This is a genomic window from Microbacterium sp. OVT16B (genome assembly GCF_019969705.1).
In the GTDB taxonomy this organism is placed as follows: Bacteria; Actinomycetota; Actinomycetes; order Actinomycetales; family Microbacteriaceae; genus Microbacterium; species Microbacterium natoriense.
Genome location: NZ_JAHXZA010000001.1, coordinates 2,391,102 through 2,413,855 on the forward strand (window position 1 = coordinate 2,391,102; position 22,754 = coordinate 2,413,855).

Here is a 22,754-nt window from a genome sequence, read left to right on the forward strand (position 1 = left end):
TCCCCGCGCGAAGTCGTGTTAGCCCGCGAGCTTCTGGCGAAGGTCTGCGAGTCGAGCGGAGATGCTGCCGTCGATGACGTCATCGGCGATCTGCACGCGCAGACCTCCGACCACGGCAGGGTCGATGACGACGTTGAGCGAGACCTGACCCTCGTAGCGGCTCGAGAGAGCCGCGCTGAGCCTGGTGCGCTGAGCCTCGCTGAGCGGCGAAGCGCTGTGCACCGTGGCGACGACGCGTCCGCGCTGGCTGGAGACGATGTTCATCGCCCGGCTCAGCAGCTGACGCACTCGACGGTCGCGCGGCTGGCGGACCAGCGACGACACGATGACGGACGTACCCGTGCTGACGCCGCCGGAGAGCAGACGCTCGACGAGAGCGACCTTGGCATCCTCTCCCCCGAGTCGGCTGCCCAGAGCGAGCTCGAGCTCGGAGTTCTGGGCGATCACGCGGGAGAAGCTGAACAGCTCGCCCTCGATATCGGCCTTCGGGTCGGCGATCGCCGCCGCGCGGATGGCCAGCTCCTGGATGCCGTCGATGAGCTCATCGGCGTTCGACCAGCGCTCGGCGACGACGGTCTTCAGGACGTTCTGCACGTCCTGGGAGAACCCGCCGAACACCGCTGCCACGACGTTCTGTCGCGCCGCGGCCGGAGCCGCGGGGTCGGCCAGCGCGCCGCTCAGATGCGACGACTCGCCAACGGCGTGCGCGGCGGCGAACAGCTCGCGCGCAGTGTCGATGCTGACGGACGACGCCGCGGCAAGCGCCTCAGTGGATGCCGCGAGTGCCTGAGTGGTCGCGCTGCCCATTACTGAGCCGCCTTCTCGGATGCCTCGAGGTCTGCGAGGAAGCGGTCGACGACCGCCGTCGCGCGTGCATCGTCGGAGAGCGTCTCGCCGACCACGCCGCCGGCGAGGTCGATGGCGAGCGAGCCCACCTCGCTGCGCAGCGAGACGAACGCCGCCTGGCGCTCGGCTTCGATCTGCGTGTGCGCGGTGGCCGTGATGCGCGCGGCCTCGGTGGACGCGGCGTCCTTCGCCTCGGCGACGATCTTCTTGCCGTCCTCACGGGCGGCCTCGCGGATCTCACCGGCTTCGGTGCGAGCCTCGGCCAGCTGACGCGTGTACTCCTCGAGCGCGGCCTCGGCCTGCTTCTGAGCCTCGTCGGCCTTGGCGATGTTGCCCTCGATGGCGGAGGACCGCGCGTCGAGCAGTGCGTACATCTTGGGCAGTGCGACCTTCCACACCACGATCAGGATGATCACGAAGCAGAGGCCCGACCAGATGATGTCGTACCACGCAGGGATCAGCGGATTGTGAGCCGCCTCTTCTGCTGCGGACGTGACAAGAGCGTTAAGCATCCTGTCTCCTTATCGAAGGGGTCGGATTACTGGAAGATGAAGTAGGTCGCGATGCCGATGAAGGCGAGCGCCTCGGTGAAGGCGATACCGATCCACATCAGGACCTGGAGGCGACCGGCCAGCTCGGGCTGACGGGCGACGCCCTCGATCGTCTTGCCGACGACGATACCCACACCGATGGCCGGGCCGATGGCTGCGAGGCCGTAGCCCACGGTGGCGATGTTGCCGTTGAGTTCAGCGAGAACCGTAGTTGCGTCCACGGGTTTTTCCTTTCGTTGGGTGGGAAGGCAGTTGTTGCCGACCCGCTCAGTGCTCTTCTGCGACCGCGAGCTGGATGTAGACCGCGGTGAGGATGGTGAAGACGTAGGCCTGCAGGAAGGCCACCAGGACCTCGAACAGGGTGAAGGCGAAGCCGAAGGCGAAGGTTCCCGCGCCGAGCGCGATCCATCCGCTGCCCAGAGTGAAGACGAAGAACTGCGTCGCCGAGAAGAACAGCACCAGCATGAGGTGCCCGACGATCATGTTCATCAGGAGTCGGAGGGTGAGCGTCACCGGTCGGATGATGAACGTCGAGATGATCTCGAGCGGCGTGACGATGATGTAGAGGAACGGCGGCACACCGGAGGGGAACAGCGAGTTCTTGAAGAAGTTCTTGGGGCTCTTCTTGATGCCGGCGTAGATGAACGTCACGTAGCTGACGATCGCGAGCAGGAGCGGCACGGCGATGATGCTGGTGCCGGCGATGTTCAAGAAGGGGATGATTCCCGTGAGGTTCATGAACAGGATCATGAAGAACAGCGTCGTGAGGATCGGGAGGAACCGGCGGCCGTCCTTGCGGCCGAGCAGGTCTTCCGCGATGTTCACCCGGACGAAGTCCAGGCCCATCTCGACGACGCTCTGGAAACGGCCAGGGACGACGCGCATCTTGCGGGTGCCCAGCCAGAGTACGAGCACGACGATCGCCGTGGCAAGGAACTGGATCAGGTGGATGCGGTGGATGACCAGGTCGCCGATCTGGAAGACGGCGTCAGGGAAGAACTCATCGATCGACGGTCCGTGGAACTCGCCATCAGTGGCGAGTCGTGGCATCAGGGTCGCAGCAAGATTGAACAGCGCGGGCTCCAGCTTCGGGGCACCGGTCAGAACCGGGGCGACGATGGTCGGTGTGCTTCACAGCGCAAGCGCTCGCGGACGAGCGGCGGGCACGTCTCAACCCTATCAGAATCTGAGGGTCCCCTAAGACGCGGAGCCGCCCTCAGGAGTACTATTCGCGGCCCCGGGAGCACGGTCCTCCGGCACCTCGGTGGGCAGTGACGCATCGCTCACCACGGGCAGGCGCATCTTCATGAGGGTCACGGCATCGATCACGAGCGACATCAGGACCCCTGCGACGAAGGAGAGGATGAAGACGGTCGGGTGGATCCACGGCTGGCCGCTGATGAGAACCATGACGAGGAAGAAGATTCCGAGCTTGAGCAGCCACCCGCCGAGGACGATCGCGAAGAACAGCTGCACGTACAGGGGTTCGCCGTACCAGCGGTTGGCGACGAGGATGCTGATGCCGGTGATCGCGAGGAACAGCGCGGCGAGGAGGACGCCGAGCAGTCCGCTCACGAGACCCTGTCCCTGGGCGACGATGTAGCCGACGCCTCCGGCGATGACCGCGAGGATGCCCGTGGCCACCGCCGACCAGATCAGGGTGCGCCGAAGGATCGGCGTGCTGGAAACGGGGCTCGGGCTCATCAGGACTCCACGGGTGTCGGGTCGGGTGCAGCGCCCGCCGCGTGCGTCCTGCGGCGGGAGGGGTTCAGGGTGATGACGAGGCAGGCGGCGATGCCCACGACGCCGAAGGCCACGCCTGGAAGGTACTGACCGGGCCAGTCCTCGCGCGCGCCGACGTACATGAGGAGCACGGCGAGCGAGATCACGGCGGTCCACGCGTAGAAGATGAGGACGGCGTCGCGGTCGCGGTGACCGAGGTCCAGCATCCGGTGGTGGAGGTGCTTGCGGTCGGGAGAGAACGGCGACCGGCCGGCGCTCATGCGGCGGAGCACGGCGAGGCCGAAGTCGAGGAGGGGCAGCAGCACCACGAGCAGAGGCAGCAGGATCGGGATGAACGCGCCGAGGAGACCCGAGCGGCCGATGCGCTCCGGATCGATCATCGACGGGTCGAGCTGACCGGTGAGGGAGATCGCCGACGTGGCCATCAGGAGCCCGATCACCAGAGCCCCGGAGTCTCCCATGAAGATCTTCGCTGGGCTCCAGTTCAGGGGCAGGAAGCCCAGGCACGCGCCGATCAGGACCGCGGCGATGAAGGTGGAGAGGTTGAAGAACGTCGAGGCGCCGGTGTCACGGGTCACGATGTACGAGTAGGCGAAGAACACACCGTTCGCGATGAGGCAGACGCCGGCGACGAGTCCGTCGAGGCCGTCGATGAAGTTCACCGCGTTCATGACGATCACGATCGCGAACATCGTCATGGTGATACTCAGCCAGCTCGAGAAGACGAGCATGTCCCCGAACGGCAGCGAGAGGATCTGCAGACCGCCGCCGATGGTGATGATCGCGGCCGCGAGGAACTGCGCCCCCAGCTTGATCATCCAGTCGAGATCCCACAGGTCGTCGACGACGCCGATGATCGCGATCAGCAGGGAGGCGCCGAGGATGGACCAGATCGCCTGGGGCGGCGTCCAGATCGTGGCGAAGAACGGATTGGCCGCGGAGACGAGCATCGCGACGGCGATGCCGAGGAAGATCGCCACACCGCCAAGGCGCGGCGTGGGCGTCTTGTGCACATCGCGCTCGCGGATGCTCGGGTAGAGCTTGAAGCGGAGGCTGAGCCGCCACACCGCCGAGGTCAGTGCGAACGTGATCGCGGCGGTGAGGATGATCGTGAAGAGGTACTGCTTCACGAATCCCCGTCCTCTTCGGACGGATCGAGGGCCGGCTCCAGCAGGTCGCCGATGACCTCTTCGAGCTGGGCGCGGGAGATCGCGCCGTCACGCAGGATCCGCACGCCGCCCGTGGCCGGTTCGGCGCCGCGGGTCACCAGCGACGTCGCATCGATGATCGTCGAGGCGATGCCGTCGCGGCTCATCCCGTCGGCGAGGTAGACGGCGACGCTGTCGCCGAGCATCCGCTCCGCGTCGAGGGCCGACACGGCTGCCTCCTTGCCGGTGAGGTTCGCGCTGGACACCGCGAGCGGCCCGGTCTCGGCGAGCAGCTCGAGAACGACCCGCCCCTCCGGCATCCGCACCGCTACCGTGCCCCTCGTCTCGCCCAGGTCCCACACCAGCGAGGGCTGCGCAGGGAGCACGATGGTGAGTCCGCCCGGCCAGAAGGCCTCGACGAGCCGCTCGACGGGCTCCGGCACGCTCTCCACGAGAGCGGCGAGGGTGTTGCGCGAGCCGATCAGGACGGGCGGGGGCTGGTTGCGCCCTCGGCCCTTGGCGTCGAGAAGCCGCTGCACGGCCGTCGGCGAGAAGGCGTCGGCGGCCACGCCGTACACGGTGTCGGTGGGGATCACGATGAGCTCGCCGCGGCTGATCGCCTGACGCGCGTGGCGCATACCGGCGAGAAGCTGCGACTCATCGCCGCAGTCGAAGATGGAAGACATGACGGGTCGATTCTAGTCGGGGATGGCTGTGGGGCCACCGGTCAGGGGCGGACGGCCGTCGTCACGCGGTCGCGAAGGGTGAGATCACGGTGGGTCGCCGTCGCACGCCACCCGTCGGCCGCCAGGATGCTGCGGATCTGCTCGCCCTGCAGCTCGCCGTGCTCCAGCACGAGGAGCCCGCCGCCTCGCAGCAGCTCCAGACCCCTGGTGCTGAGGATGCGCACGATGTCGAGGCCGTCCTCTCCCCCGTACAGCGCCATGGCCGGATCGAACAGCCGCACCTCCGGGTCGCGCGGGATCGCGGCGTCGGGGACGTACGGAGGGTTGGAGATGACGACGGATGCCGTGCCGGCGAGGTCGCGGAACGCATGGGCGAGGTCCTCGTTCACGAGGGTGAGGTTCGCGACGCCCTCGGTGTTCCTCCGCGCCCACTGGTACGCCTCGGGCGAGAGCTCGGCGGCGAAGACCCGCGCGTGCGGCACCTCGGTCGCCATCGCGAGGGCGATCGCGCCGCTGCCCGTGCCCAGATCGATGCCGATCGGCTCGGGCTCGGCCGCGGCGAGAAGCGCGTCGATCGCGTACTGCACCACGGTCTCGGTCTCCGGCCTCGGCACGAAGACCCCGGGGCCGACCGCGAGCTCGAGGTGGCGGAAGGGCGCCGTCCCCGTGATGTGCTGCAGCGGCTCCCTCGCCGCGCGGCGCACGACGACGGCGTCGATGGCCGTGGCCTCTTCCTCTCCCGGCGCATCGCCGCGGATGATCGCCGCCTGCACCTCTCCCCTGCTCCGGCCGAGCACGTGCCCGGCGAGGAGCTCGGCGTCGACCAGAGGATCGGGGACGCCGGCCTCGGCGAGACGCTGAGCGGCGGCGTGCACGAGGGCGGCGAGCGAGGTGTCGGGCATGGGTTCCAGCGTAGAGTGCAACCGACCGTCATAAAGGCGAGGCGCATAGACCCCTCCCCTAGGCTGTCGGCAGTCACCCCGCTCAGGAAAGGCCCTTCCATGCCCGGCATCCACTCCGACATCACCACGGCGTTCGGCAACACCCCGCTGGTGCGCCTGAACCACCTCACCGAAGGGCTGGACGCCACCGTCCTCGTCAAGCTCGAGTCGTACAACCCGGCATCCAGCGTCAAGGACCGCATCGGCATCGCGATCGTGAACGCCGCTGAGGCATCGGGAGAGCTGAAGCCCGGCGGCACGATCGTCGAGGCCACGAGCGGCAACACCGGCATCGCCCTCGCCCTCGTCGGCGCGGCGCGCGGGTACAAGGTCATCCTGACGATGCCCGCCTCGATGTCCAAGGAGCGCCGCGTGCTGCTCAAGGCGTTCGGCGCCGAGCTCGTGCTGACCGACCCGACCAAGGGTATGAAGGGCGCCATCGAGGCTCTGCAGGAGATCATCGAGAGCACGCCGGGCGCCGTCTGGGCCCGCCAGTTCGAGAACGCCGCGAACCCGCAGATCCACCGCGAGACCACCGCGCAGGAGATCCTCCGCGACACCGACGGCGACATCGACTTCTTCGTCGCGGGCATCGGCACCGGCGGCACCATCACCGGCACCGGCCAGGCGCTCAAGGCGGCCAAGCCCGACGTGAAGGTCATCGCCGTCGAGCCGAAGGACTCCCCCCTGCTCTCCGAGGGTCACCCCGGACCCGCGAAGATCCAGGGCATCGGCCCGAACTTCGTGCCCGCGATCCTCGACCGCGACGTGATCGACGAGATCATCACCGCCGAGTTCGACGAGTCCATCTCGACCGCCCGCGCACTCGCCGCACGGGAGGGCCTGCTGGTCGGCATCTCCAGCGGCGCCGCCGTCGCGCAGGCGCTCAAGGTCGCCGCGCGCCCCGAGAACGCGGGCAAGACGATCGTCGTCGTCGCACCGGACACGGGCGAGCGCTACCTCTCCACGGCGCTGTTCGAAGACCTCCGCGAGGACTGACCCGCACCGATGGGCATGATCGGCCGAATGCGCGAGGACATCGCGGCAGCGAGGCTCCGCGATCCGGCGGCCCGCAGCGCCGCCGAGGTCGCGCTGCTGTACCCAGGGCTCCACGCGATCTGGGCGCACCGCGTGTCGCATGCGCTGTGGCGTCGCGGACTGCGGCTGCCCGCACGTGCGGGCTCGCAGCTCGCGCGCTGGCTCACCGGCGTCGAGATCCATCCCGGCGCCACGATCGGCCGACGCTTCTTCATCGATCACGGCATGGGCGTCGTGATCGGCGAGACCGCCGAGGTGGGTGACGACGTGATGCTCTATCACGGCGTCACCCTCGGCGGCCGCACGCGGGACTCGGGCAAGCGGCATCCGACCCTCGGCGACGGCGTCGCGGTGGGAGCGGGCGCGAAGATCCTCGGCCCCATCACCATCGGCGCGGGGTCGGTCATCGGCGCCAACGCCGTCGTGACCCGCGACGCGCCGGCGGACAGCATCCTCGTCGGCGTCCCCGCCAAGGCGCGCAGTCGCACGGTCGGCGAAGACACCAGGGCGCTGCTCACCGCACCCGACTACTCGATCTGAGCGTCAGCGGCGGCGGTTGCGCACTTCCTTCTTGAGGAAGATCAGCGGCAGCACGACGCTGCCGATCGCGGTGACGAGCCAGACGATCACCGCGCCCAGCAGCCAGCCCGTCGCGTCGACGATGCGCAGCCCTCCGATGGGCAGCAGCACGACGACGATGAGGGAGATCAGCGTCGAGAAGATGCCGATGCCGCCCATCAGCACAGGGGCGTAGCGGTCGGCCAGCTTGCTGACCCACGGGGAGAGCACGCTCTGCAGGATCGCGAAGATCAGGATGCAGATGACGAAGCCCCACCACTTGTCCCACTGGATCTGGAATCCGGGGAGCAGCAGGTCGGCGACGATGAGGCCGATGCCCGCGGAGACCAGGTACATGAGCGAGCGGAAGAGAAGCGTGATCACGGGCTGAGCCTATCGCTCCCCGCGCGGCCGGTGGGAGCGCAGCGTCTGCGCGTCCACCGGCCGTCGCGCTCACTGTGCGGCGAAGAAGGGGATGGCGCCGGTCAGGATTCCCACGCCAAGCATCACGAGCGACACGATCGCCGCACGCCACAGCACCTTGCGGTGGTGATCGCCCAGGTTCACGCTCGCGAGGGAGACGAGCAGCAGGATCGCCGGGACGAGAGGGCTCTGCAGGTGCACCGGCTGACCCGTGATCGAGGCCCTCGCCATCTCCACCGGGTCGATGCCGAAGTTCGCGGCGCTCTGCGCGAGCACCGGGAGGATGCCGAAGTAGAAGGCGTCGTTCGACATGAAGAACGTGAACGGGATCGACAGGATGCCGGTGATCGGAGCGAGGAACGGGCCGAGAGCGGGCGGAAGCACGTTCGTGATCCAGTTCGCCATGGCGTCGACCATGCCGGTGCCGGTGAGCACCCCGACGAGGACGCCGGCGGCGATGACCATCGAGACGACGCCGACGATGCTCGGCGCGTGGGCGACGATCTCCGACGCCTGGTCCTTAATCCCGCGGAAGTTGATGAGCAGGGCGATCCCGGCGCCCACCATGAAGACGTACGGCAGCGGCATGATGTCGAGCACGAGCAGCACCATCACGGCGAGCGTGAGCACAAGGTTGAACCAGATGAGCTTCGGGCGGAGCGTGGGCCTGGCGGGATCCAGCATCGTGTCGGCCATCGCCGTGTCGGCCGGGTCGACGCTGGCCGCGGCGACCGGACCGTGTCCGCCGGCCACCACCACGATGTTGCCGGTGCGAAGCGCCGCCCTGGCACCGGGCTTGGGCTCAGCGCCGCGGAAGATCTTCGGCACCGTGGCCAGCGCACCGCCGTCGCCGCCCGTGAGCAGCCCGTCGGAGTCGAGGCGTCCGAGGCGTCGCCGCTCCTGCAGCCCCAGGATCCAGGCGAAGCCGAGGGTCACGATCAGCCCGGCGCCGAGCGCGGGCAGCATCGGCACGAAGATGTCGGTCGGCTGCAGTCCCAGCGCCGTCGCCGCACGCACGGTCGGACCTCCCCACGGCACGATGTTCAGGGTGCCGTTCATGAGACCGGCGACACAGGTGAGCACGACCGGGCTCATGCCGAGGCGGAGGTAGATGGGCAGCATCGCCGAGGTCGTGATGATGAAGGTCGTCGAGCCGTCGCCGTCGAGCGACACCGCGCCGGCGAGGATGGCCGTGCCGAGCACCACCTTCGCCGGGTCGTCGCCGAGCACACGGGTGATCACCCGGATGAGCGGATCGAACAGTCCGACGTCGATCATGATGCCGAAGAACATGATCGCGAACATGAGCAGCGCCGCCGTGGGCGCCATCTTGCCGATCGAGTCGAGGATCATGTCCCCGAGACCGAGTCCGGCCCCCGCGAACAGCCCGAACGCCGTCGGGACGAGGATCAGGGCAACCATGGGCGTGAGGCGCTTCGTCATGATGAGCGTCATGAACGCCAGCACCATGGTGAAGCCGAGGAGCACGAGCACCCACTCCGGCGGCACGAACGCCACGTCGTACGTGGGCGCCTCTTCGGCGGCCGCGAGCAGGCCGGTGAGTGCGTGGGACATGCGGTGACTCCTTCGTCATGGCTCCGTCGTCGGCGACGGATCCTGATGAGACTAGGGAATCGGCACGCTCAGGGTGCGGTATCCCGCATTCCCTCCGGTTGTGCGCGTAGCGTGGGTTCTGCGCATATTGCGCGGGAGGAGCACAGTGCCCAGGACGACGTCGACCAGGCCGCGGTTCGCGACGCGTGCGCTCCTGCTGCACCTCGCCACCGTCGCTCTCGTCGTCGCGCTCTGCACCGGCGTGTATCTCCTGCTCGCGGTGCAGCAGCTGCGGGCTGAGGCCGAGTCCACCGCGCTGGGCATCGCCAGGACCCTGGCCGAGGATCCGCAGGTCCGCTCAGAGGTCGCCCACATCTCCGCATCGGATCGGGAACCGGATGCCGATGCGCTCCGTCACGGCGAGCTGCAGCGTCTCTCCACCGACGTCGCCTCGCGCACGGGGGCGCTGTTCGTCGTGATCACCGACGACAACGGCATCCGTCTCGCCCACCCCACCCCGTCGCGCATCGGCGAGGAGGTCAGCACTCCCTACGAGGAGGTGCTCGCCGGCAGCGAGATCGTGGATTGGCAGACCGGCACCCTCGGCGAGTCCGCTCGCGCGAAGGTCCCTGTGCGCGATGCGAGCGGGACCCCCGTCGGAGAGGTCAGCGTCGGATTCGAGCGCGCCGGCGTCTTCGACGATCTGCCGCCGCTGCTCGCCGTGATCGCCCTCACCGCGGCGGGGGCGCTGGGGCTGGCCGTCCTCGCCTTCCTTCTGCTTCGCCGACGGTGGGAGCGTCTGACCCTCGGCGTCCAACCAGAGGAGCTCGTCGCGCTCGTGCAGAATCAGACCGCGGTGCTCGACGGCGTGGACGACGGCGTGCTGGCCATCGACCCGCAGGGAGTCGTGCGCGTGAGCAATGCCGCCGCGGATCGGCTCCTCGGACTCGACGCGCCCGTCGGGCGCCCACTCGACGGGCTGGGCCTGCCCGCTGCGGTCCTCGACACGACGACCGGCGCCCGCGCGCGATCGAGCGCCCTGGTCGGAGACCGGATGCTGTACCTCGACTCGCGCCCGGTGATCCGCGACGGCCGTGCGCTCGGCGACGTGCTGATCGTGCGCGACCGCACCGATCTCGTGGCGCTGACGGAACGACTGGAGACCGTCAGGACGATGACGGCCGCGCTGCGCGTGCAGCGGCACGAGTTCGCCAACCGCATGCATGTGGCCGCCGGGCTCATCGACGCCGACCGTGTCGCCGACGCCAGGTCCTTCCTCGGCGAACTCGTCGCACGCGGCCCGGTGGCGTTCCCCGTCGCGGGACTCGACCTCCTCGGCGACCCGTTCCTGCACTCCTTTCTCGGCGCCAAGGGCGTGGAGGCCGGAGAACGCGGCGTCGCCCTGCGCATCGCCGAGGACACCCAGCTGATCGGAGGCGTGAGCGCCGCCGAAGACGTGGCCGCCGTGCTCGGCAACCTCGTCGACAACGCGGTCACCGCAGCCGTGTCAGGAGAGCGGACGCCGCGCTGGGTGGAGGTCGCGGTGCTGGACGACGATGACGCCCTCGTGTTCACCGTGTCGGACTCCGGCCCCGGTCTGCGCGGGGTCGATCCGCTGTCGACCTCGACGTCGGCCAACGACGCCCCGGACAGCGTGCACGGTCACGGCATCGGCGTCCCTCTCTCGACCGAGATCGCCCGCCGCAGCGGAGGGGACCTCTGGGTCATCGACCCCGGTGACGACGAGCACGGTGCGGTGTTCGCCGCCCGGATCGGCGGAGCCGTGGACCCCGCGCGAGCAGAGCAGCCCGCCCGCACAGACCGGACAGAACAGCAGGAGAAGCCATGACCGACCCCCTCCGCGTGCTCATCCTCGACGATGACTTCCGTGTCGGGCAGCTGCACCAGGGCATCGTCGACGAGCATCCCGGCTTCACGGTGACGGACACGGTGCGCTCGCTCGCCGAAGCCCGCGACAGCATCCGCTCCTCCCGCCCCGACCTCCTGCTGGCGGACGTGTTCCTCCCGGACGGCGACGGCATCGCGTTCGTACGGGAATCAGGGGTGGATGCGATCCTCATCTCCGCAGCCGACGATGCCCCGACGGTGCGCCGCGCACTGAGATCGGGGACGGTGGGCTACCTGAGGAAGCCGTTCGAGCGGCGCGCTCTCTCCGGCCTGCTCGATCGGTACGTCCGCTACCGCAACCTGCTCGCCGGCGACCGCGCGCTCCGCCAGGAGGACGTGGACAGAGCTCTGGCGATCCTGCACGGAGCCGGCGAGCCGGTGTCGCTGTCGCGGTCGGCGACCGAACAGCTCGTGCTCGCCGCTCTCGGCGACGGAGAGGCCTCCGCAGCCGAGGTCGGCGAGCGCGTCGGCATCTCGCGGGCGACGGCGCAACGGCATCTGGCGGCACTCGCCGCGAGGACAGTCGTGAAGGTGCGGCTCCGCTACGGCGCCACGGGGCGCCCCGAGCACCGGTACGCAGCGCGCACCTGACGCCCAGGGCGGGCGCGCCCGCTCAGGACTCGGAGCCCACCGCGGCGAGGCGGGCCTCTTCATCGGCCTGGATGGCCGACTCGATGATCGGCTCGAGAGCGCCGTCCATCACCTGATCGAGGTTGTACGCCTTGAACCCGGTGCGGTGATCCGCGATCCGGTTCTCCGGGAAGTTGTACGTGCGGATGCGCTCGGAGCGGTCCATCGTGCGGATCTGCGACTTGCGGGCGTCGGATGCCACGGCATCCAGCTCCTCCTGCTGCTTGGCGAGCAGTCGGGCGCGGAGCACGCGCATCGCCGCCTCGCGGTTCTGCAGCTGCGACTTCTCGTTCTGCATCGACACGACGATGCCGGTCGGCACGTGCGTGATGCGGACGGCCGAGTCCGTGGTGTTCACCGACTGGCCACCGGGGCCGGACGAGCGGAACACGTCGATCTTCAGATCGTTCTGATCGATCTGGATCTCCTCGGGCTCGTCGACCTCGGGGAACACGAGCACACCGGTCGTGGAGGTGTGGATGCGCCCCTGCGACTCGGTCGCCGGCACGCGCTGCACGCGGTGCACGCCGCCTTCGTACTTGAGGTGCGCCCAGACGCCCTGCGCCGGATCGGAGGACGAGCCCTTGATCGCGACCTGGACGTCCTTGTAGCCGCCGAGGTCGGACTCGTTGCGCTCGAGCAGTTCGGTCTTCCAGCCCTTGGACGCGGCGTACTGCACGTACATCCGCAGCAGGTCTGCGGCGAACAGCGCGCTCTCCGCGCCGCCCTCCCCCGCCTTGATCTCCATGATCACGTCGCGGGCGTCGTCGGGGTCGCGCGGGATCAGCAGACGACGCAGCTTCTCGTGCGCGGCCTGCAGCCCCTCCTCGAGGACGGGCACCTCCGCGGCGAACGTCTCGTCCTCGCGGGCGAACTCGCGCGCGGCGTCGAGGTCGTCGGATGCCGCGACCCATGCGTCATACGCCGCGACGATCCTCGACAGCTCCGCGTAGCGGCGGTTGACCCGCTTCGCGCGCGCAGCGTCGGCGTGCACCGCCGGGTCGGAGAGCTCCTCCTGCACCCGGCGATGCTCGTCGATCAGAGTCTGGACGGACTCGAACACGGCGGCGATGCTCAGCGGATGTTGTTGTCGTGCCCGTGCGCACCCGACGGGAGCGTGGGGATCGACTTCTGCATCTGGACGAGGAACTCGACGTTCGAGTGCGTCTCCTTGAGCTTGCCCAGGACGACCTCGAGGGCCTGCTGCTGGTCGAGGCCGGCGAGGGCGCGACGCAGCTTCCAGGTGATCTTCACCTCGTCGGGAGAGAGGAGCATCTCCTCGCGGCGGGTGCTGGAGGCGTTCACGTCGACAGCGGGGAAGATCCGCTTGTCGGCGAGGGCGCGAGACAGACGCAGCTCGCTGTTGCCGGTGCCCTTGAACTCCTCGAAGATGACCTCGTCCATCTTGGAGCCGGTCTCGACGAGCGCAGTCGCGAGGATCGTGAGGGATCCGCCGTTCTCGATGTTGCGCGCGGCGCCGAAGAAGCGCTTGGGCGGGTAGAGCGCCGAGGCGTCGACACCGCCGGTCAGGACGCGACCGGAAGCCGGAGCCGCGAGGTTGTACGCACGGCCGAGACGGGTGATCGAGTCGAGGAGCACGACGACATCGCGGCCCAGCTCGACGAGGCGCTTGGCGCGCTCGATGGCGAGCTCGGCGACCGTCGTGTGGTCTTCGGCGGGGCGGTCGAAGGTCGAGGCGATGACCTCGCCCTTGACGGTGCGCTCCATGTCGGTGACCTCTTCGGGGCGCTCGTCGACGAGCACGACCATGAGGTGGACCTCGGGGTTGTTCTGCGCGATCGCGTTGGCGATCTGCTGCAGCACGATCGTCTTGCCCGCCTTGGGCGGCGCGACGATGAGGCCGCGCTGACCCTTGCCGATCGGCGCGACCAGGTCGATGATGCGCTGGGTCAGCTTCTCGGGGGCCGTCTCCAGACGCAGTCGCTCCTGCGGGTAGAGCGGGGTGAGCTTGCCGAACTCGACGCGGGTCGCCGCATCGTCGATCGACAGGCCGTTGATCGAGTCGACCTTGACCAGCGCGTTGTACTTCTGGCGTCCCGGCTGCTCGCCCTCGCGCGGCTGCTTGATCGAGCCGACGATCGCGTCACCCTTGCGCAGGTTGTACTTCTTGACCTGGCCGAGCGAGACGTAGACGTCGCTGGGACCGGCGAGGTAGCCGGTGGTGCGCACGAAGGCGTAGTTGTCGAGCACATCGAGGATGCCGGCGATCGGGATGAGGACGTCATCCTCGCCGATCTCGGTCTCGAACTCGTCGGTCGGGGCGCCGTTGGTGCGGCGCTTGTTGCGCTGACGGTTGCGGCTGTTCGCCGAGCCCTGCTCGTCGTCGGCGGGAGCGCTCTGCTGCTGCGGCTCGTTCGCGCCCTGGGCGTTTCCGTTCTGGCCACGGCCACGGTTGCGGCTGCGGTTGCGGTTGCGGCCACGGCCGCCCTGCTCGTCGCCGCCGTCTGCGGCGTCGGCCGAGTCGGGTCCCTGCGCCCCGTCGGCGGCCGGAGCGGCCTGCTTCTCGGCGGCGGGAGCGGCCTCAGCGGGTGCGGCCTCTGCCGGAGCGGCGTCGGCGGCGGGCGCCTCGGCGGTCTCCGCAGCGGGCTTCTTGGCACCGCGTCGGGCGCGGGTGGTGGTCTTCGCGGCGGGCGCCTCGGCATCCGCGGCGGCGGCCGGAGCCTCGGCAGCGGGTGCGGCGGCGGGAGCATCCGAGGCCGGAGCCTCGGTGGTCTCCGCGTCGGCCTTCTTCGCACGGCTGCGACGAGGGGCCTTCGCCTTGGGAGCGGCCTCTGCGGCGTCGGCCGCAGGCGCCTCGGAAGCGGCCGGAGCCTCAGCGGCGGCGGGTGCCTCCGCTGCGGACTTCTCGGCCTTCGCCGCGGCGGTCGCGGTGGTGGCCCTGCGCGGTGCGCGCTTGCGAGCCGGGGCGGCTGCAGCCGCCGGTGCCTCGGCGACGGGTGCCGCCTGGTCGTTCTGGGTCTCGGAGAAATTCTCCACGAGTACTCCCTCTTTGGTCTCGGAGACATGAGCGTCTCGCGCACAACGGGTGCTGCGCGCGATCGCACGGGCTGACGCTCGGCGCCGGCCGGCCTTGGCACCGGATGCTCAGATGAGCGGTGCCTGAAGGATTTGCGTGCGGGTCTTGCAGAGTTGCAATGGGGCCAGATTCACGCAGTTACGTGGAGCCCTCCGCTCGATCCCCCACTGTACCACCACGCACGTCGACCGCGAGCAGCAGCGCTTCCCACGGGGTGTCGGTGACGCGGTTGGCGAGTTCGACGGCGTCCTGGCGGCTGCCCGGTCCGTCGGCGAGCACGAGCACGCTGGGGCCTGCACCCGAGACCACGGCCGCGAACCCTGAGGCCCGCAGGGCCTGCACGAGCCGCTGGGTCTCCGGCATCGCCTCGGCGCGGTAGTCCTGGTGGAGCCTGTCTGCGGTGGCGTCGAGGAGGAGCTCGGGGCTCTGCATGAGCGCGGCGATGAGCAGCGCCGAGCGCGAGACGTTGAAGACCGCGTCCTCCGTCGACACCTGCGGCGGCTGCAGCGAGCGGGCCTTCGAGGTCGACATCGTGTACGAGGGCACCAGCACGAGCGGAGACACGCCGCGGTGCACGAGGAGCTTCTTGTGCTGCGGACCCCGCTCCCCCATCCAGGCGATCGTGAGGCCCCCGAAGAGCGCGGGCGCGACGTTGTCCGGATGCCCCTCGATCTCCGTGGCCAGGCGCAGCAGGTCGGCGTCGTCGATCTCGACGTCTCCGGCGAGCAGCCCCTTGGCTGCGAGGATGCCGGCGGTCACCGCGGCGCCCGATGAGCCGAGTCCACGCCCGTGCGGCACGCCGTTCTCGGCGACGATGCGCAGTCCGGGCATCGGGCGCCCGATGTCGGCGTAGACGTGCCGGATCGTGCGGACGATGAGGTTCGAGTCGTCGCGCGGGATCTCGGCGGCTCCCGATCCGCTGACCTCGATCTCGAGCTCGCCCGCGGGCAGCTCGGTCACCAGCAGCGAGTCGTAGACGCTGAGCGCGAGACCGAGGGTGTCGAACCCCGGGCCGAGGTTGGCGCTGGTCGCCGGAACGGTGACCTCGACGGTGCGGCCGACGGGCATCGTCACTCGCCTTCCACGCGCAGCACGGACACGACGCGCTCGACGACCGCGCTGCCGGCCAGAGCGTCGACGGTGGCGCTGAGAGCCTCCTCGGTGGCGCGGTGCGTGCCGATGATGAGGCGCGCCGTCGGCTCCGACTCCCCTTCGACCGTCTGCACGACCGTCGCGACAGAGACGCCGCCGTCGCTGAGGATGCCGGCGACAGTGGCCAGGACGCCCGCGGCATCCGCCACCTGCAGGGTGATCTGGTAGCGCGTGGTGACGTGGCCGATCGGGACGACGGGCAGGTTCGCCCTGGTCGATTCGCCGACGCCCACGCCGCCCGCGATGTGACGACGAGCAGCGGAGACCACGTCGCCGAGCACAGCGGATGCCGTCTGCACGCCGCCGGCGCCAGCGCCGTAGAACATCAGCGAGCCTGCGGCCTCGGCCTCGACGAACACGGCGTTGTTCGCGCCGTGCACGTTCGCGAGCGGGTGCGACTGCGGCACCAGGGCCGGGTAGACGCGCACCGAGATCGACTCGGCGCCGTTCGCCTCGATGCGCTCGCATACCGCGAGCAGCTTGATGACGAACCCGGCGGCCCTGGCCTCCTCGATCATCGAGGCGGTGATGGAGGTGATGCCCTCACGGTGCACGGCCTCCAGCGGGACGGCCGTGTGGAACGCGAGGCTGGCGAGGATCGCCGCCTTCTGCGCGGCGTCGTACCCCTCGACGTCGGCGGTCGGATCGGCCTCCGCGTAGCCGAGCCGCTGCGCGTCGGCGAGGACGTCGCCGAAGTCGGCGCCCTCGGTGTCCATGCGGTCGAGGATGTAGTTCGTCGTGCCGTTGACGATGCCCATGATGCGCACGACGCGGTCGCCCGCGAGGGAGTCGCGCAGGGGGCGGATGATGGGGATCGCTCCGGCGGCGGCGGCCTCGTAGTAGACGGAGGCGCCCACCCGATCGGCGGCCTCGAAGAGCTCGGGTCCGTGCGTCGCGAGCAGCGCCTTGTTGGCGGTGACCACGTCGGCGCCGGAGCCGATCGCCTGGAGGATGTTCGTGCGCGCCGGCTCGATGCCGCCGATGAGCTCGATCACGATGTCAGAGCCGAGGATGAGCGACTCCGCGTCGGTCGTGAACAGCTCCTTGGGCAGGTCGACGTCGCGAGGGGCGTCGAGATTGCGCACGGCGATGCCGGCGAGCTCGAGCTCGGCGCCCGCGCGGTCTGCGAGCTCGTCGCCGTGACGCAGCAGCAGCGCCGCGACCTGGGACCCTACGGCTCCAGCGCCCAGAAGCGCCACCCGAAGTCGTCTGTACTCTGTCATTTCGCCGCTCCTGCGTCGCTGGTGGTCATGGGTGTCTTTCAGAGGTGTCTCGCTCGCCGTCCGCCGTCGCGCGCCCGCGCGACGGGAGGATCAGCGCTCGATGTCGATGTCGTCGGCGGAGGCCGGGTCGATCCCGGCATCCCGTGCCAGCACATCGGCGATGGTCTCGCCGCGGACGATGATCTGCGCGCGGCCGTCGCGGACGGCGACGATCGGCGGGCGCGGCACATGGTTGTAGTTGCTCGCGAGCGACGCGCAGTAGGCGCCGGTCGCGGGAACCGCGAGCAGGTCTCCTGGCACGAGGTCGTCGGGGAGGTACTCGTGGTCGACGACGATGTCGCCGGACTCGCAGTGCTTGCCGACGACGCGGCTCAGCTGCGGGGCGCCGATCCCCGATCGAGAGGCCAGGCGGGCCGAGAACTGCGCGCCGTACAGCGCAGGGCGGGCGTTGTCGCTCATGCCGCCGTCGACGCTGATGTACCGGCGCACCGCACCGGACTCCAGCTCGACGTCCTTCGTGGTGCCGACCTCGTAGATCGTCACACCGGCGGTGCCGACGATCGCCCGACCGGGCTCGAAGGACAGCGCGGGGATCTCGATGCCGCGAGCGGCGCACCCCTCGGCGACCGCCGCCACGATCTCTCCGGCGAGCGTCTCGATCGGGGTCGGGTCGTCGACCCGCGTGTACGCGATCCCGAAGCCGCCGCCCAGGTTCAGCTGCGGCACGGGCCCGCCCTCGAGCAGCGACGCGTGCAGTTCCAGCACACGGGATGCCGACTCGCGGAAACCGGCGACGCCGAAGATCTGCGAGCCGATGTGGCAGTGCAGTCCGGCGAACTCCAGCCCGCGGATCTCGCGGATGCGGGCGACAGCGGCCTCCGCCTCGGCGAGAGGGAATCCGAACTTCTGGTCTTCGTGAGCCGTGGCGAGGAAGTCGTGGGTCTCGGCGTGCACGCCGCTGATCACCCGCACGAACACCCGCTGCACGGCATCCGTCCGCGCCGTGATGGCTGCGAGGCGCTCGATCTCGATGGCGCTGTCGACGATGATCGATCCGACGCCGACCTCGACGGCGCGCTCGAGCTCGGCCGTGGACTTGTTGTTGCCGTGGAACCCGATGGACGCAGGAGCGACACCCGCCGCGAGCGCGACCTCGAGCTCCCCTCCGGTGCACACGTCGACGCGGAGTCCCTCGTCGACCACCCACCTGGCCACCGTCGTGCACAGGAAGGCCTTGCCCGCGTAGTACACCTGGGCGGTCGTGCCGTTCTCTCCGGCCGCGGCGTCGAAGGCGAGCCGGAACGCACGCGCACGGGAGCGCACCTCGTCCTCGTCGAGGACGAGCAGCGGGGTTCCGAACGTCCGGGCCAGTCCCGTCGCTGACAGTCCGGCGATGGTGAGCGCTCCGTCGACGTCGCGGCGGGCCGATGACGGCCACACGGCGGGCACGAGGTCGTTCGCGTCGTCGGGGACGACGAGCCACTCAGGGGCGAGCGAGTCGGCAGGGGAAAGCACGGAGCACCAATCGTGGGATGGAGCGCGTCACGGGATGCGCGCGTCGAGTTGACCCGATTCTAAGGCAAGCCCCGGATCGCCTCCGTCACGGAGACGTGCCGAGTCAATCCCCTGCACCGACCGACCCGCGGCTCGTAGGGTGGGGCGTGATGAGCACCGAACAGCACACCCCAGGCCCCGCCCGCCCCGGTCCGATCCCCCGCGCCGTCGCCGCGGTCGTGCGCGGGGCGCTCACCCTCGCCCCGGTCCGCGCCGCGCTCCTCTACGTGGAGCGCCGGGGCCCGATGCTGGCAGACAGCGTCACCTACCGCGCGCTCTTCAGCGTGTTCGCCGGAGTGCTGCTGGGCTTCTCGATCGCGGCGCTGTGGCTCGTGGGCAACCCGGTCGCGTGGAAGGCGATCATCGACGCCGTGCAGGCGGTCGTGCCCGGCCTAATCGGCGAGGACGCCGTCGTGAAGCCGTCCGAGCTGCGCCGCCCCCTCTCGTTCTCGATCGCGGGCGCCGTCTCCATCGTCGCGCTGACCGGTTCCGCCCTCGGTGCGATCGGCTCGCTGCGCACGGCGGTCCGCGTTCTCGCCGGCACGGCGCAGGACGACATCCTCTGGATCTGGGTGATGCTGCGCAACCTGCTCCTCGCCGTGGGCATCGGCGCGGCCTTCGTGCTCGCCGCCTTCCTCACCGTCACCGGCCGCGTCGGCATCACGTGGATCAGCGGCCTGCTCGGCCTCCCCGCCGACTCCGCGGTCGCGGAGTGGAGCGTCAGGCTGGTGTCGCTGCTCGTCGTCTTCGCGATGGACGCCGCACTCATCGCGGCCGTGTTCCGACTGCTGTCGGGACTGCGGGTCTCGAGGCGGACGCTGTGGACGGGATCCCTGCTCGGGGCCGTCGGTCTCCTCGTGCTGCAGGAGCTGTCCGGCCTCTTCGTCGGCGGAGCCGGGAGCAATCCCCTCCTCGCGTCCTTCGCCTCGCTGCTCGCGCTGCTGATCTGGCTCAACCTGTCGGCTCAGGTCATCCTGATCGCGTGCGCGTACATCGTCACCCTCCACGAGGAGCAGGGCGACAGGGTGCGGTCCCGCTACGGCGCCACGACCTTCGAGGCGCGGCGGGTCCAGCGCGCAGAGGTCGACCTCGCCATCGCGACCGCGGCGCTCCGTGCGGCGCAGGACGCCGCCTCCTCCGCGAAGCCCTGACGGACCGCCGCGGCGCCGACGGGGTCAGCCCCGGGGGCAGGTTCCCGGCTGCTGCAGGCTGTCGTCGGTGACGATGGCGCCGTTCACGTCGACGTCGATGACCGCACGCGTGCCCGTGATCTTCAGCCCCGTGATCGTGATGCCCGCCGGGAGCTGATCGGCGATGCAGATCGTCTGCGTCTTCGTGAGAGCGGCGCCGACGGAGCCGAGCGTGTCCTGGACCCGGTCGGCGTCGAGCACGATGCCGCCCACGCTGATCCCCTGCGGCGTGAGCTGCAGGTCGCCGTCGACGACGCCGGGGGTCACGGTGACCGAGACCGGGAGCGCGAGTCCGAGAACCTGCACGCTGCCGCTGACCGTGGCGTCCGGTGCGTCGAAAGCGACCTGATCGACCGGGAGGTCGGTGGACGCGAGCAGCGTCGTGAACTGGCTCTCGTCGACGGTGATCGTGCCGGAGGCTCCGGCGAGATCGCCGCCGCGCAGCGGGACGCCCTTCGCCGTGACGTCGGCGGCGCCCGTGATCCCCTGGATCGTCACGGAGTCCGTCGAGAGGTGCAGGCTGTCGAGACGGCCCCCGATGAGCTGCGGCAGAAGGATGCCGTCGGCGTCGACGTCGAGCTGCTGGTCGGCGGGGAGGTCGAGCTGCTCCACGACGATGGAGCGCACAACGCCGGGAAGGATCGCCCGGACGAGGAGCTCCCCCGCGACGGCGAGGAGCGCGAGCACCACCACGATGATGAGCAGCACCCACGGCCACCGCTTGCGCCTGGCCGGGGCGGCGGCATCCACCGTCTGCTCCCCTCCGGGGATCACGAGGGTGGGATGCTCGGCATCGGCCTCGGGATACGGCAGGGTCGGGTTCTCATCGCTCATGCCCCAATCCTGCCGTACCCGGGAGGTCACATCCGTTCGGGCGCGGAGACTCCGAGGAGGTCGAGGCCGTTGCGGAACACCTGCCCTGCGGCATCGTTCAGCCACAAGCGGGTGCGGTGCACGCTCTCGATCGGGTCGTCGCCCTGCGGGATCACACGGCAGTTGTCGTACCAGCGGTGATACAGCCCTGCGAGCTCCTCCAGGTAGCGCGCGACCCGGTGCGGCTCGCGCACCTCTGCCGCGAAGCCGACGATGCGCGGGAACTCCTGCAGCGCGCCGAGCAGGGCGCTCTCGGACTCGTGGGTGAGAGTCTCCGGAGCGAACTCGGAGCGGTCGACACCGGAGTCGGCGGCGTTGCGGGCGACATTGTGCGTGCGCGCGTGGGCGTACTGCACGTAGAAGACCGGGTTGTCGTTGGTGCGCTTCTGCAGCAGCTCGGGGTCGAGGTCGAGCGGCGAGTCGGCGGGCGAGCGCTCGAGCGCGTACCGCAGCGCGTCGGTGCCGATCCAGGACTGCAGGTCGTCCATCTCGATGATGTTGCCCGCGCGCTTGCTCAGGCGGGCGCCGCGGATCGACACCAGCTGGCCGATCAGCACTTGGATGTTCTTCTCCGGGTCCTCACCCGCGGCCCCGGCGACGGCCTTCAGCCGGTGCACGTAGCCGTGGTGGTCGGCGCCGAGCAGGTAGATCTTGTTCTCGAAGCCGCGGTCGCCCTTGTTCAGGTAGTACGCGGCATCCGCGGCGAAGTAGGTGTACTCGCCGTTGGAGCGGCGGATCACGCGGTCCTTGTCGTCGCCGAAGTCGGTGGTGCGCACCCAGACCGCGCCGTCCTCGTCGAAGACGTGCCCCTGCTCGCGCAGACGGTCGAGCGCCTGGTCGATGAGGCTGGTGCCGTCCTCGCCCTTCGCGTGCAGCGTGCGCTCCGAGAACCAGACGTCGAACGGCACGTTGAAGCGGCCGAGGGATGCCTGGATCTCGGCGAGCTGGAACGCATAGGCCAGGTCCCGCGCCACGACGAGCTGCTCGTCCTCGGGCAGCCCCAGCAGGTCGGGACGAGCCTCCAGCACGCGCCCCGCGAGCGTCGTGATGTACTCGCCGGGGTACCCGCCCTCCGGCGTCGGGCGCCCGTTGGCCGCGGCGACGACGGACAGCGCGAAGCGCTCCATCTGCGCCCCGGCGTCGTTGATGTAGTACTCGCGGACCGCGTTCGCGCCGCTGGCGAGCAGCAGCCGGACGATCGAGTCGCCGAGGGCAGCCCAGCGCGTGTGCCCGATGTGCAGCGGCCCGGTCGGGTTCGCCGAGACGAACTCGACGTTCACGCTCACGCCGCGTTGCGACTCGTTGCTCCCGTAGGCGTCGCCGGCGTCGACGATGACCTTCGCGAGCGCTCCGGCCGCGGCAGCGTCCAGGCGGATGTTGATGAACCCGGGGCCGGCGACCTCGGTGCTCGCGACGCCCTCGACCTGCGCGAGGCCGTCGGCGATCTGCTGGGCGAGCTCCCGCGGGTTCGTGCCGAACGGCTTGGCGAGGCGCATGGCGATGTTCGACGCCCAGTCGCCGTGGTCGCGGTTGCGGGGGCGATCCAGCACGATGTCGGATGCCGAGAGCCCGAGCGGCTCGCCCGGACGTCGCTCGGCGGCAATCGGTGCGAGGACGGCGATGAGGGCTTGGGCGAGCGTTTCAGGATTCATAGGCTCCCCAGTTTACGGCGCGTCGACGGGTCGGAATTTGCGCGGAA

Annotated in this window: 22 protein-coding genes; 5 read left to right on the forward strand and 17 right to left on the reverse strand. The window is 69.8% G+C overall.

Annotated features, from left to right (window positions below; translation table 11 throughout):
* Window positions 1-18 precede the first annotated feature (18 nt).
* The 8 genes from LC438_RS11415 to prmC all read right to left on the reverse strand — a co-directional run bounded on the left by LC438_RS11415 (window position 19) and on the right by prmC (window position 5,876).
* Window positions 19-807, reverse strand: a complete 789-nt coding sequence (locus LC438_RS11415) for a F0F1 ATP synthase subunit delta (RefSeq protein ID WP_223586639.1) — start codon at window positions 805-807, stop codon at window positions 19-21.
* On the reverse strand, window positions 807-1,358 hold the full coding sequence (locus LC438_RS11420; protein ID WP_105674682.1) for a F0F1 ATP synthase subunit B: 552 nt from the start codon (window positions 1,356-1,358) through the stop codon (window positions 807-809). The genes LC438_RS11415 and LC438_RS11420 overlap by 1 nt, the downstream gene beginning before the upstream one ends.
* Before the next feature lie 26 nt (window positions 1,359-1,384).
* On the reverse strand, window positions 1,385-1,618 hold the full coding sequence (atpE, locus tag LC438_RS11425) for an ATP synthase F0 subunit C (RefSeq protein ID WP_105674684.1): 234 nt from the start codon (window positions 1,616-1,618) through the stop codon (window positions 1,385-1,387).
* 46 nt (window positions 1,619-1,664) lie between these two features.
* On the reverse strand, window positions 1,665-2,447 hold the full coding sequence (gene atpB / locus LC438_RS11430; RefSeq protein ID WP_105674686.1) for a F0F1 ATP synthase subunit A: 783 nt from the start codon (window positions 2,445-2,447) through the stop codon (window positions 1,665-1,667).
* 147 nt (window positions 2,448-2,594) lie between these two features.
* The gene (locus tag LC438_RS11435; RefSeq protein WP_105674688.1) at window positions 2,595-3,101 is read right to left on the reverse strand and encodes a hypothetical protein; all 507 of its coding nucleotides are present in this window, start codon (window positions 3,099-3,101) and stop codon (window positions 2,595-2,597) included.
* Window positions 3,101-4,270 (reverse strand): glycosyltransferase family 4 protein, encoded by a 1,170-nt coding sequence (locus tag LC438_RS11440; protein WP_105674690.1) that lies wholly within the window; start codon window positions 4,268-4,270, stop codon window positions 3,101-3,103. Before LC438_RS11440 ends, LC438_RS11435 begins: the two co-directional genes overlap by 1 nt.
* Window positions 4,267-4,974, reverse strand: a complete 708-nt coding sequence (locus tag LC438_RS11445; protein WP_223586640.1) for an L-threonylcarbamoyladenylate synthase — start codon at window positions 4,972-4,974, stop codon at window positions 4,267-4,269. Before LC438_RS11445 ends, LC438_RS11440 begins: the two co-directional genes overlap by 4 nt.
* A gap of 41 nt (window positions 4,975-5,015) precedes the next feature.
* The gene (gene prmC, locus LC438_RS11450) at window positions 5,016-5,876 is read right to left on the reverse strand and encodes a peptide chain release factor N(5)-glutamine methyltransferase (protein WP_223586641.1); all 861 of its coding nucleotides are present in this window, start codon (window positions 5,874-5,876) and stop codon (window positions 5,016-5,018) included.
* A gap of 99 nt (window positions 5,877-5,975) precedes the next feature.
* On the opposite strand from prmC, the gene cysK reads away from it, so the two are divergent.
* Complete coding sequence (gene cysK / locus LC438_RS11455; RefSeq protein WP_223586642.1) at window positions 5,976-6,914, forward strand: cysteine synthase A; 939 nt, start codon at window positions 5,976-5,978, stop codon at window positions 6,912-6,914.
* A gap of 9 nt (window positions 6,915-6,923) precedes the next feature.
* Entirely contained in the window at window positions 6,924-7,493 is a 570-nt protein-coding gene (gene epsC / locus LC438_RS11460) for a serine O-acetyltransferase EpsC (protein ID WP_223586643.1), read from the forward strand.
* A gap of 3 nt (window positions 7,494-7,496) precedes the next feature.
* Here epsC and LC438_RS11465 read toward each other — a convergent pair whose 3' ends face one another.
* Together LC438_RS11465 and LC438_RS11470 are read right to left on the reverse strand one after the other, a co-directional pair.
* Window positions 7,497-7,895 carry a phage holin family protein gene (locus tag LC438_RS11465; RefSeq protein ID WP_105674700.1) on the reverse strand — a complete coding sequence of 133 codons (399 nt, stop codon included), beginning with the start codon at window positions 7,893-7,895 and terminating at the stop codon, window positions 7,497-7,499.
* Window positions 7,896-7,964: 69 nt separating this feature from the next.
* Window positions 7,965-9,509 carry a CitMHS family transporter gene (locus LC438_RS11470; protein WP_105674702.1) on the reverse strand — a complete coding sequence of 515 codons (1,545 nt, stop codon included), beginning with the start codon at window positions 9,507-9,509 and terminating at the stop codon, window positions 7,965-7,967.
* A 145-nt stretch (window positions 9,510-9,654) separates the two neighbouring features.
* Between LC438_RS11470 and LC438_RS11475 the strand changes: the two genes are divergently transcribed.
* Both LC438_RS11475 and LC438_RS11480 read left to right on the forward strand, forming a co-directional pair.
* On the forward strand, window positions 9,655-11,337 hold the full coding sequence (locus LC438_RS11475; protein ID WP_223586644.1) for a sensor histidine kinase: 1,683 nt from the start codon (window positions 9,655-9,657) through the stop codon (window positions 11,335-11,337).
* Window positions 11,334-11,987: a response regulator gene (locus LC438_RS11480; RefSeq protein ID WP_223586645.1), complete on the forward strand. Its 654-nt coding sequence runs from the start codon at window positions 11,334-11,336 to the stop codon at window positions 11,985-11,987. The genes LC438_RS11475 and LC438_RS11480 overlap by 4 nt, the downstream gene beginning before the upstream one ends.
* 22 nt (window positions 11,988-12,009) lie before the next feature.
* Here LC438_RS11480 and prfA read toward each other — a convergent pair whose 3' ends face one another.
* The 5 genes from prfA to lysA form a co-directional block, all read right to left on the reverse strand.
* On the reverse strand, window positions 12,010-13,089 hold the full coding sequence (prfA, locus tag LC438_RS11485; RefSeq protein ID WP_105674708.1) for a peptide chain release factor 1: 1,080 nt from the start codon (window positions 13,087-13,089) through the stop codon (window positions 12,010-12,012).
* Between the two features lie 11 nt (window positions 13,090-13,100).
* Entirely contained in the window at window positions 13,101-15,023 is a 1,923-nt protein-coding gene (gene rho, locus LC438_RS11490; RefSeq protein ID WP_223586646.1) for a transcription termination factor Rho, read from the reverse strand.
* A 178-nt stretch (window positions 15,024-15,201) separates the two neighbouring features.
* Window positions 15,202-16,131, reverse strand: a complete 930-nt coding sequence (gene thrB, locus LC438_RS11495; RefSeq protein WP_223586647.1) for a homoserine kinase — start codon at window positions 16,129-16,131, stop codon at window positions 15,202-15,204.
* A gap of 2 nt (window positions 16,132-16,133) precedes the next feature.
* Complete coding sequence (locus LC438_RS11500) at window positions 16,134-17,438, reverse strand: homoserine dehydrogenase (protein WP_105674712.1); 1,305 nt, start codon at window positions 17,436-17,438, stop codon at window positions 16,134-16,136.
* Between the two features lie 90 nt (window positions 17,439-17,528).
* Window positions 17,529-18,953, reverse strand: a complete 1,425-nt coding sequence (lysA, locus tag LC438_RS11505; protein ID WP_223586648.1) for a diaminopimelate decarboxylase — start codon at window positions 18,951-18,953, stop codon at window positions 17,529-17,531.
* Between the two features lie 149 nt (window positions 18,954-19,102).
* On the opposite strand from lysA, the gene LC438_RS11510 reads away from it, so the two are divergent.
* Entirely contained in the window at window positions 19,103-20,143 is a 1,041-nt protein-coding gene (locus LC438_RS11510) for a YihY/virulence factor BrkB family protein (RefSeq protein WP_223586649.1), read from the forward strand.
* A gap of 24 nt (window positions 20,144-20,167) precedes the next feature.
* Here LC438_RS11510 and LC438_RS11515 read toward each other — a convergent pair whose 3' ends face one another.
* Both LC438_RS11515 and argS read right to left on the reverse strand, forming a co-directional pair.
* The gene (locus LC438_RS11515; RefSeq protein ID WP_223586650.1) at window positions 20,168-21,016 is read right to left on the reverse strand and encodes a DUF2993 domain-containing protein; all 849 of its coding nucleotides are present in this window, start codon (window positions 21,014-21,016) and stop codon (window positions 20,168-20,170) included.
* A gap of 26 nt (window positions 21,017-21,042) precedes the next feature.
* Entirely contained in the window at window positions 21,043-22,707 is a 1,665-nt protein-coding gene (argS, locus tag LC438_RS11520) for an arginine--tRNA ligase (protein WP_223586651.1), read from the reverse strand.
* Window positions 22,708-22,754: the final 47 nt, after the last annotated feature.

Coding starts and splice junctions, on each gene's coding strand:
- LC438_RS11415 (WP_223586639.1), bottom strand. CDS start 807: ATGGGCAGCGCGACCACTCAGGCACTCGCGGCATCCACTGAGGCGCTT.
- LC438_RS11420 (WP_105674682.1), bottom strand. CDS start 1,358: ATGCTTAACGCTCTTGTCACGTCCGCAGCAGAAGAGGCGGCTCACAAT.
- atpB (WP_105674686.1), bottom strand. CDS start 2,447: ATGCCACGACTCGCCACTGATGGCGAGTTCCACGGACCGTCGATCGAT.
- LC438_RS11435 (WP_105674688.1), bottom strand. CDS start 3,101: ATGAGCCCGAGCCCCGTTTCCAGCACGCCGATCCTTCGGCGCACCCTG.
- LC438_RS11445 (WP_223586640.1), bottom strand. CDS start 4,974: ATGTCTTCCATCTTCGACTGCGGCGATGAGTCGCAGCTTCTCGCCGGT.
- prmC (WP_223586641.1), bottom strand. CDS start 5,876: ATGCCCGACACCTCGCTCGCCGCCCTCGTGCACGCCGCCGCTCAGCGT.
- cysK (WP_223586642.1), top strand. CDS start 5,976: ATGCCCGGCATCCACTCCGACATCACCACGGCGTTCGGCAACACCCCG.
- epsC (WP_223586643.1), top strand. CDS start 6,924: ATGGGCATGATCGGCCGAATGCGCGAGGACATCGCGGCAGCGAGGCTC.
- LC438_RS11470 (WP_105674702.1), bottom strand. CDS start 9,509: ATGTCCCACGCACTCACCGGCCTGCTCGCGGCCGCCGAAGAGGCGCCC.
- LC438_RS11480 (WP_223586645.1), top strand. CDS start 11,334: ATGACCGACCCCCTCCGCGTGCTCATCCTCGACGATGACTTCCGTGTC.
- thrB (WP_223586647.1), bottom strand. CDS start 16,131: ATGCCCGTCGGCCGCACCGTCGAGGTCACCGTTCCGGCGACCAGCGCC.
- LC438_RS11500 (WP_105674712.1), bottom strand. CDS start 17,438: ATGACAGAGTACAGACGACTTCGGGTGGCGCTTCTGGGCGCTGGAGCC.
- LC438_RS11510 (WP_223586649.1), top strand. CDS start 19,103: ATGAGCACCGAACAGCACACCCCAGGCCCCGCCCGCCCCGGTCCGATC.
- LC438_RS11515 (WP_223586650.1), bottom strand. CDS start 21,016: ATGAGCGATGAGAACCCGACCCTGCCGTATCCCGAGGCCGATGCCGAG.
- argS (WP_223586651.1), bottom strand. CDS start 22,707: ATGAATCCTGAAACGCTCGCCCAAGCCCTCATCGCCGTCCTCGCACCG.